Origin of the sequence: Vescimonas sanitatis (assembly GCF_049060325.1) — a bacterium.
Lineage (GTDB): Bacteria > Bacillota > Clostridia > Oscillospirales > Oscillospiraceae > Vescimonas > Vescimonas sanitatis.
On sequence record NZ_JBMGPW010000010.1, the window covers coordinates 87,318 to 100,976 of the forward strand.

At 52.8% G+C, this 13,659-nt stretch carries 21 protein-coding genes; 2 read left to right on the plus strand and 19 right to left on the minus strand.

Annotation, left to right across the window (positions count from 1 at the left end; all coding sequences use genetic code 11):
* Window positions 1–15: 15 nt before the first annotated feature.
* From ACOMDU_RS12220 to ACOMDU_RS12300, 17 genes are all read right to left on the minus strand, one after another.
* Window positions 16–1,020 (minus strand): DKNYY domain-containing protein, encoded by a 1,005-nt coding sequence (locus ACOMDU_RS12220; RefSeq protein ID WP_119979897.1) that lies wholly within the window; start codon window positions 1,018–1,020, stop codon window positions 16–18.
* Window positions 1,017–1,571: an SUKH-3 domain-containing protein gene (locus tag ACOMDU_RS12225; protein ID WP_119979896.1), complete on the minus strand. Its 555-nt coding sequence runs from the start codon at window positions 1,569–1,571 to the stop codon at window positions 1,017–1,019. Before ACOMDU_RS12225 ends, ACOMDU_RS12220 begins: the two co-directional genes overlap by 4 nt.
* A gap of 22 nt (window positions 1,572–1,593) precedes the next feature.
* Entirely contained in the window at window positions 1,594–1,878 is a 285-nt protein-coding gene (locus ACOMDU_RS12230) for a hypothetical protein (RefSeq protein ID WP_421130528.1), read from the minus strand.
* Between the two features lie 304 nt (window positions 1,879–2,182).
* A complete protein-coding gene (locus tag ACOMDU_RS12235; RefSeq protein ID WP_119979894.1) occupies window positions 2,183–2,686 on the minus strand; it encodes a DUF2004 domain-containing protein in 504 nt (167 codons plus the stop codon).
* Window positions 2,687–2,699: 13 nt separating this feature from the next.
* Window positions 2,700–3,539, minus strand: a complete 840-nt coding sequence (locus tag ACOMDU_RS12240) for a DUF2262 domain-containing protein (RefSeq protein ID WP_119979893.1) — start codon at window positions 3,537–3,539, stop codon at window positions 2,700–2,702.
* A gap of 12 nt (window positions 3,540–3,551) precedes the next feature.
* Complete coding sequence (locus tag ACOMDU_RS12245) at window positions 3,552–4,172, minus strand: hypothetical protein (RefSeq protein ID WP_097838497.1); 621 nt, start codon at window positions 4,170–4,172, stop codon at window positions 3,552–3,554.
* A 4-nt stretch (window positions 4,173–4,176) separates the two neighbouring features.
* Window positions 4,177–5,256 carry an ankyrin repeat domain-containing protein gene (locus ACOMDU_RS12250; RefSeq protein ID WP_119979892.1) on the minus strand — a complete coding sequence of 360 codons (1,080 nt, stop codon included), beginning with the start codon at window positions 5,254–5,256 and terminating at the stop codon, window positions 4,177–4,179.
* A 26-nt stretch (window positions 5,257–5,282) separates the two neighbouring features.
* Window positions 5,283–6,425, minus strand: coding sequence for a hypothetical protein (locus ACOMDU_RS12255; RefSeq protein WP_119979891.1), 1,143 nt, complete (start codon window positions 6,423–6,425; stop codon window positions 5,283–5,285).
* A 10-nt stretch (window positions 6,426–6,435) separates the two neighbouring features.
* Window positions 6,436–7,023: a hypothetical protein gene (locus ACOMDU_RS12260; protein WP_119979890.1), complete on the minus strand. Its 588-nt coding sequence runs from the start codon at window positions 7,021–7,023 to the stop codon at window positions 6,436–6,438.
* On the minus strand, window positions 6,999–7,409 hold the full coding sequence (locus ACOMDU_RS12265; RefSeq protein WP_134108645.1) for a hypothetical protein: 411 nt from the start codon (window positions 7,407–7,409) through the stop codon (window positions 6,999–7,001). The genes ACOMDU_RS12260 and ACOMDU_RS12265 overlap by 25 nt, the downstream gene beginning before the upstream one ends.
* A complete protein-coding gene (locus ACOMDU_RS12270; RefSeq protein WP_119979889.1) occupies window positions 7,406–7,948 on the minus strand; it encodes a hypothetical protein in 543 nt (180 codons plus the stop codon). The genes ACOMDU_RS12265 and ACOMDU_RS12270 overlap by 4 nt, the downstream gene beginning before the upstream one ends.
* 13 nt (window positions 7,949–7,961) lie before the next feature.
* Complete coding sequence (locus ACOMDU_RS12275) at window positions 7,962–8,195, minus strand: immunity 17 family protein (protein ID WP_119979888.1); 234 nt, start codon at window positions 8,193–8,195, stop codon at window positions 7,962–7,964.
* Window positions 8,192–8,701: a hypothetical protein gene (locus ACOMDU_RS12280; protein WP_119979887.1), complete on the minus strand. Its 510-nt coding sequence runs from the start codon at window positions 8,699–8,701 to the stop codon at window positions 8,192–8,194. Before ACOMDU_RS12280 ends, ACOMDU_RS12275 begins: the two co-directional genes overlap by 4 nt.
* A gap of 21 nt (window positions 8,702–8,722) precedes the next feature.
* Entirely contained in the window at window positions 8,723–9,001 is a 279-nt protein-coding gene (locus ACOMDU_RS12285) for a hypothetical protein (RefSeq protein ID WP_119979886.1), read from the minus strand.
* A 12-nt stretch (window positions 9,002–9,013) separates the two neighbouring features.
* Window positions 9,014–10,396 carry a DUF6138 family protein gene (locus ACOMDU_RS12290; RefSeq protein ID WP_119979885.1) on the minus strand — a complete coding sequence of 461 codons (1,383 nt, stop codon included), beginning with the start codon at window positions 10,394–10,396 and terminating at the stop codon, window positions 9,014–9,016.
* Between the two features lie 16 nt (window positions 10,397–10,412).
* Window positions 10,413–10,586, minus strand: coding sequence for a hypothetical protein (locus ACOMDU_RS12295; RefSeq protein ID WP_165860624.1), 174 nt, complete (start codon window positions 10,584–10,586; stop codon window positions 10,413–10,415).
* 50 nt (window positions 10,587–10,636) lie between these two features.
* The gene (locus tag ACOMDU_RS12300) at window positions 10,637–11,068 is read right to left on the minus strand and encodes a type 2 periplasmic-binding domain-containing protein (RefSeq protein ID WP_347563229.1); all 432 of its coding nucleotides are present in this window, start codon (window positions 11,066–11,068) and stop codon (window positions 10,637–10,639) included.
* Between the two features lie 250 nt (window positions 11,069–11,318).
* On the opposite strand from ACOMDU_RS12300, the gene ACOMDU_RS12305 reads away from it, so the two are divergent.
* The gene (locus ACOMDU_RS12305) at window positions 11,319–11,642 is read left to right on the plus strand and encodes a helix-turn-helix domain-containing protein (protein ID WP_134108641.1); all 324 of its coding nucleotides are present in this window, start codon (window positions 11,319–11,321) and stop codon (window positions 11,640–11,642) included.
* A 192-nt stretch (window positions 11,643–11,834) separates the two neighbouring features.
* Entirely contained in the window at window positions 11,835–12,977 is a 1,143-nt protein-coding gene (locus tag ACOMDU_RS12310) for a DUF4317 domain-containing protein (protein ID WP_421130529.1), read from the plus strand.
* A 180-nt stretch (window positions 12,978–13,157) separates the two neighbouring features.
* On the opposite strand, the gene ACOMDU_RS12315 is transcribed toward ACOMDU_RS12310, so the two are convergent.
* Both ACOMDU_RS12315 and ACOMDU_RS12320 read right to left on the minus strand, forming a co-directional pair.
* Window positions 13,158–13,379: a hypothetical protein gene (locus ACOMDU_RS12315; protein ID WP_119979883.1), complete on the minus strand. Its 222-nt coding sequence runs from the start codon at window positions 13,377–13,379 to the stop codon at window positions 13,158–13,160.
* 12 nt (window positions 13,380–13,391) lie between these two features.
* The gene (locus tag ACOMDU_RS12320; RefSeq protein WP_119979882.1) at window positions 13,392–13,646 is read right to left on the minus strand and encodes a helix-turn-helix domain-containing protein; all 255 of its coding nucleotides are present in this window, start codon (window positions 13,644–13,646) and stop codon (window positions 13,392–13,394) included.
* Between the last annotated feature and the right edge of the window lie 13 nt (window positions 13,647–13,659).

The following is a 13,659-nucleotide window of genomic DNA, read 5'->3' on the forward strand; positions in this document are numbered from 1 at the left end:
GCCGTTTTCCTCCGTCTACTGTTCTGGTTTTAACTCATGCAGCCTTTCCAGCCACAGCGGTTCTTCAATCATCTCATCGTTTTGGTAAAAATGTTCCTTGTCACGGGCCAGATGATCGGCAAGCGGTGGTGCTTCTGGCGGGGTACATACCGCAAAACTGTCCCAATCTGCCCCCTTAATCTCCCGGTTGAGGTAGTACACCCGCTTGGCATCGCGGGAATACCAGTGCCCAAGCAGTTCCCAGGAAGTCAGCTCTGCCTTGGGAAGCTGCTTACCGTAAGCATAGATTCGTTTCTCATCCCTGGCAAAATAGGTGTCGCCCAACGAGAGGAAAGAGGAAACTTCCGCGCCTTTGATGATCTTCACCTTGCCGTCTCCGTTGTGGAAGTAGACCTGCCGGCTGTCCTTTGCATATCCCTGTGGCGCGCCCGAATCGTTCTGGCCATTGTCCAACACCTGGAAGGTTGTCAGCTCTACATCTGGGATTCTCCCGCTGGTGGTGTAGACGGTTGTTTTGTCCATCGCGTAGGCATAGTTTAACACCCGAAACGATGCCGGGTCTGCTCCACGCAGGCGAATCCCGCCGAGAAAGCAGGCCGTAGAGGATTTGCCCCAGTAACGCCAGCAGCAGAAGTCTTTGGGAGAAACACCCTTCAACAAGCCGTTTTCATATAGGCCAGAGAAATATACGGCTCCATCCTGAAAGAAAAACTCATTGTCCAGCGTCTCTATGTTTGTGATCGGCTGCAGCAGTTCTTCGTGATGATCTGTTATGCTCAGTTCGATTTCGTCGTCGCTATAAACTAAGTAGAGCCCATGAGGGGACTTTCTGTCGAAATGCAGTTCAATGTCACAATATTTGAGGATCAAAGGTTTTCCGTCGCTTCTCATGGTGGAAACAGCATCGGGCTTGCCGAAAATCTCTATCACCTCATCTTGTGACATGCCGAATTTCAGCGGTGAAATGTCCCACGGATTCTGCAATATTTGATTGCGCCAAATCGTAAAGTCCTGTTTCATAGTTTTCCGTCCAGTGCCTCCACAGTTTTCATGGCAGCGGAATCAAATTTACACTGCCGCAGGTCCCGTTCAATCAGGGCAAACACATCGGGGAAGCACTCGATCTCGTCCTGATACTCATATTTCGCATACAGTTTCCCGTACTCCGAGATCCAGACCTCTGCCGGGTAGTAGTAGCCGATGTGACCGATGGGCTGGCACTTCTGACCGGCAGCCTGTTCGATCTCCGCCAGCTCACAGCCGGACATATCCCGGAAATAGGCTTCTTCCAAATGGTTTTTGATTCCGTTGACCAGGTAAGGGAACAGAGCAAACTCAAAGTCAGCCGCCCATTTCAGCTTTTTCTGCGCCAAGTACCACTCGCAGCACAGGCCGAAATACTTGCGATAAAACCGTTGAATGGTCTTCATCATCGGGACGCCATGATCGGCGTAATACTGCTCCGCAATGGAAATATCCACACTGCGGCCTTCGTACCACCCGGCGTACTCCATCAGTTGCTTAACCTTGCTGCCCAGATCGCCAGAGATAGGGATGCGTTCTTTGATCATGGTAGTATCCTCCTGTTTTTCGTCACCACAGCCGGTCGATCTGGGTATATATCTTATTCGGTTCTCTGTCCGTAAAACTGGTCAATGCGTCGGTGGGTTCTGCAAGCGGCATCACATTCAAAATATCCAGTACATAATACCAGATCCCAGTGTCCCAGTCTCGGAACCGCCCATTGCAGACAGCTCGACCATAATCACCAGGAAGCAAATCCAGTGCCAGCTCATTGAGGGGCTGTTTTTGCCCGGTCTTATCATAGGTATATCGCTCCGGCATGGCGCCGATGTGCCAATCATAGCGGTAACGCACCTGGATTCCGGACTCCTGCTGAATCAGTTCAAAAGGGTGAAGCCGCATTGTGCCATTCGGCTTCCATTCCATCAGCCTGCGACAGTCCCTATCAATCCGAAATCCATCGGGCCTCTGTACGATAGATGCAAAGTGAGTAGGTAGGCCAAAGGAATAATAAGAGAAGAAGTCTTTAGGCAGCCGCATCGCTCTGGGATACTGGTTCCGTTGTGCGGCGGCGTTTCCGCCCCGGCAATCTTTATACCATTGCAGGCGGATCTGCTGGATCAGAAGCGTGGGCAGATATTTTTCTCTTTTTCTTTCCTCAGCTCTCATGGGTGATACAGAAAATCTCCTTGTTCAAGCCAAAGTAGATCACCAGCAGTTCGTCAGTAATCTCCGGATTGAAGGACAGGTCCAGAATGAAAACTTGCTGATCCATCCCGTCATCCACCAGACTGCCGAACCGCTTGAGCTTCAAAAAGTCCACCATCTCGGCAAAGGACAGCTTGGATGGGTCGGTTCCCGGAAAAAGTTCCGCCGCAATATCCGGGCCTACATCGTCCCGGTGGAACTCCATGAAACATGTCACAACGCTATGGTAGCGGCTGTCCTCGTCCGCCAGTGCCGCTTTGATGGCGGCTTTGGCCTTTTCCGCCAATTGCTCCGCCTCATCCAACATTCCTCCCACCACATCCATGGCAGCAGGATCAGCAGTCAGTTCTTCCTCTACATCGAAGATAAAGGGCAGTCCCGATTCCTCGGGAAAGTTGAAGATTTCCTCGCCGGGGGTATATGTAAAATCAATGCGTTTACAGCTCAGTTTCATAATGTTATCCTCCTTACCCCTCAATGTTGGCAGTTTTTAGGCCCTTTTTCAAGGAGCCGTAGACCGTCACCGCATGATCGGTGAACATCTCGTCGCAGTCAAACCAGGCGGTGAAGCTGCCGCCGGAGGTGACGGACAGGCTCGTCAGGCTGATCCGCCGGGCAAGTTCTTCCTCTGTGATGGGGTCTGTTTCCGGGTCACGGGGATTTTCTTCATCTTGGGAGAGCCAGTTGTTGGCCAGCTCGGTCAGGTTCTTGGCTGCAAGCTCCCGCATGGCTTTGTCCCAGGTGTCACAGTCGGCCAGCAGTTTCTTGGCGGCACTGCGAGCGCGGGTCCAGGAGGGCTTGCTCTCGGCATTGACTTCCAGAGAAAGGCTCACATCCTTTCCGCACCACTGGATCTCGCCCTCGAAGGTATCATAGTCCTTGTCCAGTGTCAGTTCCCCCAGCACCTGGTCCTGGATCACCACCGGCTTGTGGTATTCCTCCAGAACGGCCTGGAGTTCCGGGCAGTCCTCATGGGCATTGACTATCTCGGAGATACACCAGGGGCGCACCACCAGATCTTTTGCCCGTTCTTCTTTCATCCGGCGGATCTTTAGGCGACAGATCTGCTCCTTGCCAAAGCGTCCCCAGCCCTTATCGCTATTGCGTTCCTCCTCGGTGACCGGCCAATCCAGTCGCTCCTCTTTGGTGCTGACCTTGCCGGTGTCACAGAACATGATACCCAGCGTCACAACGGTCATTTCCCAAAAGTTGCCTTTCCAGTTAAATCCGCCCCCAATGCAGCGATTGATCAGAGCGACCACTTCCTGCTCCTCGGGCTCGTACATCTCATAGAATTCTTCAAACATAGATCATTCTCCTCATCCCTCTATATGATTGCGGTATTCCTTTTCAAGCTGGGTGTACCACCGTTTCAGCATGGTTTCCAGACTGGTCTTTCCGTTGCGATCTGTAAAAACAAGAAACTTCTGCATCAGTCTGGGGAACAGATATTTGCCCGCTTTTGTCAGATCCTGATTGAGATAGACCATCCGCAGGATACGGCCCTGCCGGTCCAGAGGGTCCTTTTTCAGCAGTTCCTTTTCAAAGCAGAAGCGCAGGAATACCACATTCTCGTCGTAGAAGTCCTCCACCACAGCCGCGCCGATGCTGGTGTAGGTGATGTCGTACACCAAACGGCTCCAATCAAATTTCTCGGCATAGAGAAGTTTCAGCGCCTTCGCCCAATGTTCCTCCGGGATCACCAGCATCCTGTGCTGGGCGGTGCTGGAGTAGCCGTGGTAGACGGGTTCCGGCTGCCCCAGCAGTTCACTCACACTGTCGGCGTAGACGAAGCACAACTCCTCGTCGAACAGACCACCGATAAAGTTACCATTGCAGTACAGCATATAATTCTTGGACTTGGCCGGAGAATAAGAGAGGTTATATTCCTGCGAGTCCAGGCTTTTATGTACCTTGTTCAGAAAGTCTATTGATGTCATGGCTTTACTCCTCAAACTCGCCCTCGATCATCCCGTTCAGATATCGGCCGGGATTTGCGATGAAGTCATCCCATTTGGCCAGAGGGTGGAATTCCTCATGCTCGATGTCCAGATACCACAGCTTCTTGTCCCTGGGGCTCCACAGCAGCAGATAGTCGCTGTAGTTATCCATCTGCACCATCAGGGAAAGCAGCTTCTTCCGTTTCCAGGTCATCTCCTGCACATCCATGAAGGAGTAGAGCTCCGCCCACTTCACCCATTCCTGATCCGGGAACTCCAGCCGCAGGGGGCCGGTCTTCAAGTATTCCACCAGCTTGGCGGGCAGCTTGTAGGGCATGAGCTGCCGGATCTTTTCCTGCTCGTTGTGCCATTCCTCTGGCTCCAGGGCCTTCAGGTAGTCGGCCATCTCTTGATTCTTGTTTTGAACTGCCACACTGTAGGGACGGTCACCGTATTTGTCAACAAGGGTGATATTCGCTCCCTGTTCCACCAGCCAGCGCACCATGGAGAAATTGTTGGAGCGGGCGGCCTCGGTGACAGGGGTGGAGGCGTAAGGGAACACCATGTCCGGCTTGTGGTAATTGATATCCGCTCCTTTTTCCAGCAGCAGCTTGGCAAGCTCGGCCTGTCCATCGGACACCGCCGCCCGGAATGCCTCGCCGCCAAACTTGTCCACTGTGATCCCGGCTTGCTCCAGCACCTTGATGTTCTCCGGGCGTTTGCCCCAGCGCACTTCCTGGAAGGCCCGCTCTTTCTGCTTCGAGCTGAGTTTTGCGGCCTGTTCAGCAAAGAGCGCCACCACCTCCGGCCCACAACAGCGGGCGGCGGTGAGCAGCAGGGGCTGTTCCTCTGCCAGACCGGGATCAGCTCCATGCTCCAGCAGGAAGTGAATCATGGGTACATCGTTCCGAAAAACCGCGATCTCCAATGGCATCAGCTTGATGTATTCGCTGAGCTGGATGGGAACATCCAAATCCAGACCGCCCTGGAGCAACGTCTCCAGCTTGGGAGTGTCGTGGTCACAGATGGCGGCAGCCGTTTCCGGGAGGGTCTCCCAGCGGCCAATATATGCAATTTGGTACATAAGGCACCTGCTTTCTCGACTTGTACTCATTCATCCCCGAACCGCTCAGCAGCGTCTTTGTAAACAGTGATGCTCTTAGCCACCTTCTTTTTCTGGCTACGGATGCGGAAATAGTCCCACAGAACGCGCTTCAGTTCCGGGTTCTCCACCTTGAGGGGCAGCAGGCTGATGAACATTTCGTCGTAGCTTCCATATAGCACACCGCCCCGGTTGTAGGTCTGCCATGTCACCGTAGGTTTGCGGCCCTCTGGGTCCTTGGCCAAATCAAAGAGCCACCGCTCATCCAGATCCACATAGCGTTCAATCATAAACCTTGTGTCATAGGTTCCATAGCTATAATCCCCCCAGAAAATCAGAGCAATCATTCCATCCGGGCCCAGGCGTTCATAGGTCCAGTCTTCCGGATAACAGCGGTAATGGAGCATTCCCAGCGCATGGAACAAATAGCCTTTTTGCGGCGTATCCAGAAGGGGTGAATAGGTCTCGTACACCTGCTCCTTGGGCTGGGTGATGATCGCCTTCATAAAGACCGGCATCAGCCAGCTGCCGCCATAGCGTTCATTCAGCTCATCAGCCAATGCTTGCAGTCGCTCATCCGGGTTGCGGATCAGGGAGGCGGTAAGTACCACAGCGGGAATTTTCTCTTTTTCCTTGGGTGTGGCATCCCAAATGCGAAGCCCGTCCGTGATCCACCAGGAGGTGCAGTCATCATCGGAATAAACAGGCGCGCGTTTCAGCTGGGCGATCCGCTGGGTGTTCTCCGCCAGAAAGCGGTAGACCTCCAGCATTTTGGGCGAGGCTTTCCCCAACATCAAATGGAAACAGAAGTTCAGTTGTTCTATATTCAGTGGCTTTGTGTCCCCCTCGTCCAGCAGCTGGGAGAGAGTCTTCAGAATAACTGGGGCAATCTGCTCCGATACACAGTCGGAACAGGCATCCGACATGATATTGCTGCCCATCCATTTGCCCTTGACCAGCTTGGCCCACAGTGGGGCAGCAGGGGCATACTCCAGCTGCGCCAAAGCCTTTTGAGCAGCCGTTTTGCATTTGCCCTTTTCTGTATTCACAAGCTGGAACAGCAGTTCGCCGTTTGCTTCATCCTTGCCCAGCTCCAAAATGGCCTGTTCTCGCTTTACGCCCTTGGGAGGCAGTTGTTCCAAAGTCATCATTCATTTTCTCCTATCCCACAATGGTGGTTTCCTTGACGGCCAGATTGTCGTAATTCATGGCAATCAGCTTCTCGGCGGCTTCTGGGGTACACATGAACCAGGTGCTCACGCCCCAGGCATCCATCCTTGTGACGATGAAAAAGTCAGTTTCGGCAGGAATCGGATTTCTGGCGTCAAGATAGTGATCGGCGTAGAGATACACCAGATCTACCTCCCGCTCCGGAAGCCATTTGGCCCGGCGCACACGGGGCTTGCCGTTTTTCAGTGCCTTTTCTCTGGGGTTCTCAAACCACTCCAGCTCCTTGATTTGCAGGCCAGTGAAGGTATCCATCAGCCGCTGGGCAATCTCCCGGTGGGTAAACACGCCGCAGTTCCAGGAGCCCATCAGCCATGTCTGTATAAAATCCCCCACCTTGCTGCCGGGGGCAGGAGGTCCATAGACGCTCTCATCCGCCCACATGACTTCCATCTTTTCGCACTGATCCGGTCGGGGGCAGGATTGCTTGTTGCCATAACGATACATGATATTTACATAGCCGAAGTCCTTGCCGGTCCGGTCATGGCCGACGGCTTCTACTTTATAAGCGGTGATTGACATTGCAGTTCCACCTCCTGAGCCAGTACAAAGCCGCATAGCCCAAGGGAAGCGTCGATGACAAATACCCGGATGTGCTCCCGATCCATGCGCTCCCGCAGTTCCTCAATGCTGCAACAGGCGGGAAAGCCGTAAAGGATGGTTCCGCCCAACAGGTCGTTGTACTGTTCAAAAAAACCGTCCACGGTGATCTCGTCCATGCCGAAAAGGATGTTGTCCTGGATCACATCCTCAAACCGGTGGGCCAGCAGGCCGGTGAAGCGAACAGATACGTTCTCTCCGGCCTCGGTCTGGGTATCCATGTGCAGGGAATGGGCTTCAAAGTCAGCGCAGTAGCGCAGGACTCTGTTGTCGTGCAGATTGTTGAAGGATCGAATTACCATACTCATGCCAGCTCCGCGTCCAAGATCTGGACTGGTCTTCCTTTCTCGTTCACATAGTAAAGGGCGATATAGTCGATGCCGTCCCGCTTGACCTGCTCCCAGGGCATCCGCTCGCCGTTGATCAGTTCCACGGTATCCGCCTCATCCGGTTCGAAGTCTTCTTTTTCGTCCTCGTAGTCCACGCTGTACCCCAGCTCCAGCACCAGCTTGGAAGCGGGGATCTCATACCGCTTGAGGGGACGGTGTTCCAGCTCAGATGGATCATGTTCATCGCAGAACATATTGTCGTAGCCATGCCGTCCACCGTCAAAGATGACGAACTCCTCGCCGCTCTCCGGGTCACGGGCTGCCACCAGTCCGGGAGCCGCATCGCCATCTACAATATAGGATTGGGGCTCTCCTTTCACCGTGAGCAGATCTCCGTAATACCAAACCTCCAGCAGTTCATTGCCGGTAGTGGAACAGAGTGTCACGGTGGGCAGACGCTTCTCCGCCCACTCTTTCACATGGCCGGTGAGCCAAGTGGGATATTTCTCAGTCATCATAGTCTTTCTCCTCCTATTTCAATTTCAGTACAAATCCCCAGATGCTCACCACGATCAGGAGGACACCCAGCAGGAAGAACACCACCCGCCGGTATCCTCTGCTGTGGCGGTGGGCATCCCGCGTACCAGTGGGGTCGCAGAGCCAGTTCCAGTTGCGGATCGCCCCAATTAAAATCACGGCCCCGATGACCACCGAGGCAATATACCAATGCTCTTGCAAAAATGCTGTGACCTGTTCGCTGTTCATTTACAGATACCCCCCTTTACATCATCGGGAGTTTCCTTTCGGATGATTTCCTCCCGCTCTTTTAAATCCAGCTCCAGAGCTTTTTCCTCCTCCAGATATTCCTCGCAGTCCCGAACCAGCTTTTGGGCGGCTGGGTCATCCGGGACCAGGGCCAGCCAGCGTTTTGCGTATTCATAGGCGATGGCGGCGGAACGGTATGCCATCAGGCAGGAATAGCCCATCCGGGAGTTCCAGTAAGGGTCGTTCTCCCCCTGGGTGCGGACGGATCTCAGAAGATCGATGGCGTGCCGGAGAAGGTCCCCGTCCACTTCACCATCCGTCCCATGCGCTCCATGATCTCCCAGCACCGCCAGATTGCTGTAAGCCCGACTCAGCTTGACGGTCAGCAGATAGCCCCGCTCCTGTTCCGGGATAGCCTCGATGGCCTCAATACATCGTGAGAACTCGTCCGCATCATTCCACTCCTCAATCTGCTCCAGCAGCTTTGCTTCTTCTGCCTGATTCATCATTTCACCGCCTTTTCTGTGTCATCCTTTGCCTTTTTTGAAGTGTCCGCTGCCTCGCCAGGTGTTGACCACACAGGTGAAGATCTGACCGCAGTGTTTGCATCGGATCGTGTGAGCCATAATTTCGTCTGCCCATCCATCCTCAGTCTTTACCTTCTCCAGCGGACAGGTGGATTCCTCTGCCATCAGTTCAAATTCGCCTTGTCCTACCAACTGCTGGATATAGGCAATACAGGCCAGGTAGTCCTTGGGGGCATCAAATTTTCTCCATGTTTGAATGTTTCGGCAGTGCTCGCACATACAGAGCCCTCCTTACGCAAATACTTGCTGGTATTTCTCTTTCAGTTCCTTCGGTGCCGTCTTGATGGCCTTGCTGCCACCATTTTCGGAATCCTTTCCCCAGATGGCCCAGAGCAGGCTCTGCCAAGCGATGGCCCGGAATTTCGGGTCTTTGTTTTCTTCCGGCAGGAGATAAGCGGAAAACCGGCGCTTGATTTCCAGCAGCGCATCGAGGCTTTCCGCATTGGCAATCAGGCTGCGAAATTCCTTGGCAGGCTCCAACCACTGCATAGACAATGCACCCCGCACCAATACCCCCAGCGTCCATGGTTGAAACCCAAACTTCCGGATCAAGGCATGAAGGAATTTCCCTTGCAGAGAGGAGTGCTCGTCGTCGCAGAGATCCAGATACTCCGTTACCAGCGGTGCCCACCGTTCTCCCTCCAGCCCCAGAGCGAACACAGCAAAGGTGCCGGGCATTGCACAGGCTTCATCCGCGAGGTTTTGGTACCACTCAAACTCCCGCATAGCCAGACGAGCATATCGCTCCATAGCTGGATGCAGACTGGGGTACTGCACAGCGCAGGCAAAGAGCTGATTGACTCCCTTCTTGGGCAAGCCGGGAATGGGCAGATAGATTTTCTCCTTTCCTCTGAACTCCACCGAGTAACTGCGGGGAAATTCCTCCTGAGAAAGCACCGCGCACAGGTAGTCCAGGGCTTCATCATAGCACTCCTCCGTGGAATCCTTGGCGGTGATTCGGATAGTAGCGAAAGCGTCGTTGGCCGAAGCGGTCAGGTGCTTTGTTTTCCGTTTTTGGATGTTAGACGGTAATTTGCCGCTGCCATTGGTTTTCAAATCCTTTACTATGTCGGGGCGGATCTGGGAAACCAGACCAAGAATGTGTTCGGTTTTGAGAGCTTCAAAACTCTGTCCATACACCGTGTAGCAGACCGCCACATAGCAGGCAAAGTGCAGCAGCCCTTCGTCCACATCCTCCGGGCGCAATTCCGGCAACACCGTGCAGGGCGGAAAGACTGTAAAGCCATCTTCACGCTCTCCCACAAGGAAATAGCGTTCCTGCACCTGTTTTTCTATGTACTTCTCCAACTCATAGCAGATCTCTTGCCAGCCCACCAGCCGCCGCATGGCATCGCAGAGAAAAACAGCATCCTCGTTGGGAAATCCCTTCAGTGGCAGACTGGTCAGATAGCGTTCCAGCAGCTGATCCGGAAGGAAGGGCGTTCCATTATGGTTTCGCACCACGGTCGGGTAGGCGGAGTGATTTTCACGGGCGGTGCCGTTCAGCACATCCTGAATACAGATATCCGCTTCCGCCAGCACCTCTGGAGAAGTGTCCGGTTTATGAATCAGATAGTAGCGGTCATTTATGCCGTCGCGTTTTGGCAAACTCATGCTTGATCACCTCTGTTTAGACAATAAAAACGCCCTGCGACACCCTGTCACTTGGACAGGCTGACGCAGGGCATGAAAAGGCCGCAAGGGAGACGCCACATCCACCGGCGGATGTGGTTTCTTCTTCAGCCAAAATCAATTTTTCATATTTGAACAGAACAGCCATGGACTGTCCCAGTTTTTCTTCCATAGCAAGACCTCGGGTTACAAATCTCAAAATGGGTAAACTTTGTTACTCTATTATATCACATCATCTGTTTTCTTTGGAAGAGGGATTTGCTCCTCCGCCAAATTTGTGATGTGGATTTTTCCCTTTCTCTTTCCAGTCCCAGCATACTCCAGCAGTTCTTTGGCATTGCTGGCGGGATGCCGCACATAGGCGATGAGAAAATCGCTGCGCTCCACCATGTATCGGTTTGCTCGGATGATGGCAAGCCGTTTGGGGACCGCTTCCAGATCCGGCGGATAGAACAGGGCGTCGAATGCCTCCGGCAGATCCACCTTTCTGTTGACCGGGTAATATGGGGTCATCAGCATCAGTGTAATATCCGGGTGCGCTCGCTTGGCCTGTGACAGCGCCCGGATCACCAGACGGTCGAAGTTCCCATACTGTCCCACCACAAATTCAGCTACGCCATATTCCGTGATATGGTGTTCTATGGTTTCAAGCAAGGCTGGGTACACCTGGTCCGGTGTCTCCCTATGCCCTATAAAGAAGCAGCTTCCCATCTGACAGCCCTCATACACAGTCGCAGTCATATTTTATTGATTGTAATTCATAATAGAACTATAAAACCGACACCCATTTTAATGATTATATCACCAATTATTCGTTGTGTGAAGCGAAAGTTGATGATTTAAGTGCGAACCCGTGACGCTCCCTTATATTAAAATAATAAGTAAAGATTGGAGGGAGAGGATCATGGACGATAACCGCCGCTATGAAGCATTTGTGCGGGACCGCATCACAGAGCTGCGGGAACAGAAGGGCGTTTCTGAGCATCGGATGAGCCTGGAGCTTGGAAAGAGCGGCTCCTACATCAGAAGCATCACCAATGGAATTTCTATGCCCTCTCTCCGGGAGCTGTTCAACATCATGGAATACTTTGATTTGACGCCAACTCTTTTCTTTGCCCCCATGGACGATCCGGATTCCCTGCGTGGGATCATAGGCAGGAAACTGCTTGCCCTGCCGGATGAGGACTTGGAGAAAGTAGTTGTTTTTCTGGACTGGATCAAAAAATAGACGCTCCTGCTGGCGTTTGACATGAAAAATATGCCGCTCAGTCAGTTTCTGATAGTTTCTGACATGGGCGGTTTCTTTTTTGCGCTCTTGGGGGAAAGAACTTCCGGCTATTGAAATTTCAAGCTCTTTCCACTAAAATGGATTTCATCGTCTGTTATCAACCGTTCCGATTACAAAGCGAGGTAGGAAAAAATGAACCAAAAAGAAATCAATGAGCTGCGGCGCCGTTTTCGCCCGGAAAAAAGCGCCATCAGCCGTGTTTATGGATGCTATGTCAACAGCAGTAAAGAGATCGTTTCCGATCTGGACGAATCCCTGGGCATGATGCCGCAGGAGGAGTCCGAGAAGTATTTGAGCCTTTTGAAGAAGGGACTGTCCGGTTCCCTGGGGAAAAACCTCATTGATATCGTATTCTCCACTCAGCAGGTAGTGGACAGTGAGGAACACCGCCTGCTCACCACACTGCGGGATTCCCAGCTTAAGGACAACGAGGCCCGCCAGACCTTTTACCGCAAGGTAATTGACAGTCTGGACATGGGGGACAGCAGTTACCTGCTGCTCCTGACCTGTGACAGCTACGATGTTCCCCATCGGGGCAAGGATGATTCCCTGCAAGCGGATGCCTCGGATGAGGTGTTCACCTACATCGTCTGTGTTGTGTGCCCCATCAAGGAGGGCAAGGTAGAGTTGGGATATTTTCCAGGTGACAATGAATTCCACTGTGCTGCCGGGCAAACCGTCGCTCCTCCTGAGCTGGGTTTTCTGTTCCCGGCATTCGATGACCGGGCAGCAAATATCTATAACGCTCTCTTTTACAGCAGGAAGGCCAATGAAATTCACCAGGAGTTCATTGACGCGATCTTCCATGTGGAAGCGCCGATGTCTGCCGTTGAGCAGAAGGAAGCATTCCAGTCAGCTCTGAGCGATGCGTTTGACTGCAGTCTGGAAGTGATGCAGACTGTTCATGAACAGCTGCGTGAGAAAATCAAGGAGCACAGGGAGAGCAGGAGTTCGGAACCTCTGGAGATGAGTGCCTCAGAAATAGGGCAAATCCTTCAAAGCTGCGGGATTGCGGATGAACAGGTGGCAGCATTCCAGGAAAACTGCGGCGAGCAGTTTGGTTCGGGGGTTGTCCTGAATCCGGCAAACCTGATCGACAGCAGCCGCTTTGAGATCAAGACACCTGAGATCACCATTTCTGCTGATCCAGAGTATAGTTACCTGGTGGAAACTCAAATTATCAACGGGCGCAAGTACCTCCTGATTCCCGCAGAAGATGGCGTGGAGGTCAACGGTTTTGCTGTCGGCATTACAGTTGCACAGAAAGACGATTAAATTTCAAAAGCCGGACACAACGCAAGGCGGTATAACCTATAAGGCCAGATGTTGTTTGTTATTTTCTGTCTTAAATAAAATCCTTAGAGTGGGCGCTTCTGGTTGGTTCATCACGAACCGGGACTCGGTTCACATGATATGTAGACCCTCCCCTTGGCGGGAGGGTTTGCTTTTTACAGGCTATCTCACCAGACGGTTCCTTGCTTCCAGTGCTGATGCGCAGTCATGGCCTGTCAAATACTGTGCCGCATCCAGCCATTCCCATTCGCTGCATGCACCTAAAGGGATCGCGGCAGTGAGCCTGTGCAGCTGTTCACTTTGCTGGGACAGCCGAAGATCAGAAAGAACTCCGCATCCCATTTGATAAGCCAAATAATCCAGTAGATCGATCTCAACCAGCATTGGACACCTCCGTCATACCACATGATACAGATTGGAAGTAAGACTCCCATTTTCCCGCCAGCGTGGGTCCTTTTGCAGCAGACCGGCCCTGCAGAGATCATCCAGTGCCCGCTTGACCGTAGAGCGGGAAAGCCCCAACTCCAGAGCAATGGTTCTGATGGCCGGCCAGCAGCGTCCCTCGCTGTCTGCACGATCCTTGAGGTACATATAGACGCTCCTGGCTCTGTGGCTTAGATTGGAATTGTAGATATTTCTAAAGCTGTTCATTCTGCTTCCCTCC

Bases quoted from the DNA above. Each gene is read 5' to 3' on its own strand.
- ACOMDU_RS12235 (WP_119979894.1), bottom strand. From the start codon at position 2,686: ATGAAACTGAGCTGTAAACGCATTGATTTTACATATACCCCCGGCGAG.
- ACOMDU_RS12275 (WP_119979888.1), bottom strand. From the start codon at position 8,195: ATGAACAGCGAACAGGTCACAGCATTTTTGCAAGAGCATTGGTATATT.
- ACOMDU_RS12280 (WP_119979887.1), bottom strand. From the start codon at position 8,701: ATGAATCAGGCAGAAGAAGCAAAGCTGCTGGAGCAGATTGAGGAGTGG.
- ACOMDU_RS12315 (WP_119979883.1), bottom strand. From the start codon at position 13,379: ATGCTGGTTGAGATCGATCTACTGGATTATTTGGCTTATCAAATGGGA.
- ACOMDU_RS12255 (WP_119979891.1), bottom strand. From the start codon at position 6,425: ATGATGACTTTGGAACAACTGCCTCCCAAGGGCGTAAAGCGAGAACAG.
- ACOMDU_RS12305 (WP_134108641.1), top strand. From the start codon at position 11,319: ATGGACGATAACCGCCGCTATGAAGCATTTGTGCGGGACCGCATCACA.
- ACOMDU_RS12240 (WP_119979893.1), bottom strand. From the start codon at position 3,539: ATGTTTGAAGAATTCTATGAGATGTACGAGCCCGAGGAGCAGGAAGTG.
- ACOMDU_RS12320 (WP_119979882.1), bottom strand. From the start codon at position 13,646: ATGAACAGCTTTAGAAATATCTACAATTCCAATCTAAGCCACAGAGCC.
- ACOMDU_RS12245 (WP_097838497.1), bottom strand. From the start codon at position 4,172: ATGACATCAATAGACTTTCTGAACAAGGTACATAAAAGCCTGGACTCG.
- ACOMDU_RS12225 (WP_119979896.1), bottom strand. From the start codon at position 1,571: ATGATCAAAGAACGCATCCCTATCTCTGGCGATCTGGGCAGCAAGGTT.
- ACOMDU_RS12265 (WP_134108645.1), bottom strand. From the start codon at position 7,409: ATGAGTATGGTAATTCGATCCTTCAACAATCTGCACGACAACAGAGTC.
- ACOMDU_RS12220 (WP_119979897.1), bottom strand. From the start codon at position 1,020: ATGAAACAGGACTTTACGATTTGGCGCAATCAAATATTGCAGAATCCG.
- ACOMDU_RS12250 (WP_119979892.1), bottom strand. From the start codon at position 5,256: ATGTACCAAATTGCATATATTGGCCGCTGGGAGACCCTCCCGGAAACG.
- ACOMDU_RS12310 (WP_421130529.1), top strand. From the start codon at position 11,835: ATGAACCAAAAAGAAATCAATGAGCTGCGGCGCCGTTTTCGCCCGGAA.
- ACOMDU_RS12260 (WP_119979890.1), bottom strand. From the start codon at position 7,023: ATGTCAATCACCGCTTATAAAGTAGAAGCCGTCGGCCATGACCGGACC.
- ACOMDU_RS12270 (WP_119979889.1), bottom strand. From the start codon at position 7,948: ATGATGACTGAGAAATATCCCACTTGGCTCACCGGCCATGTGAAAGAG.
- ACOMDU_RS12285 (WP_119979886.1), bottom strand. From the start codon at position 9,001: ATGTGCGAGCACTGCCGAAACATTCAAACATGGAGAAAATTTGATGCC.
- ACOMDU_RS12290 (WP_119979885.1), bottom strand. From the start codon at position 10,396: ATGAGTTTGCCAAAACGCGACGGCATAAATGACCGCTACTATCTGATT.
- ACOMDU_RS12295 (WP_165860624.1), bottom strand. From the start codon at position 10,586: ATGGAAGAAAAACTGGGACAGTCCATGGCTGTTCTGTTCAAATATGAA.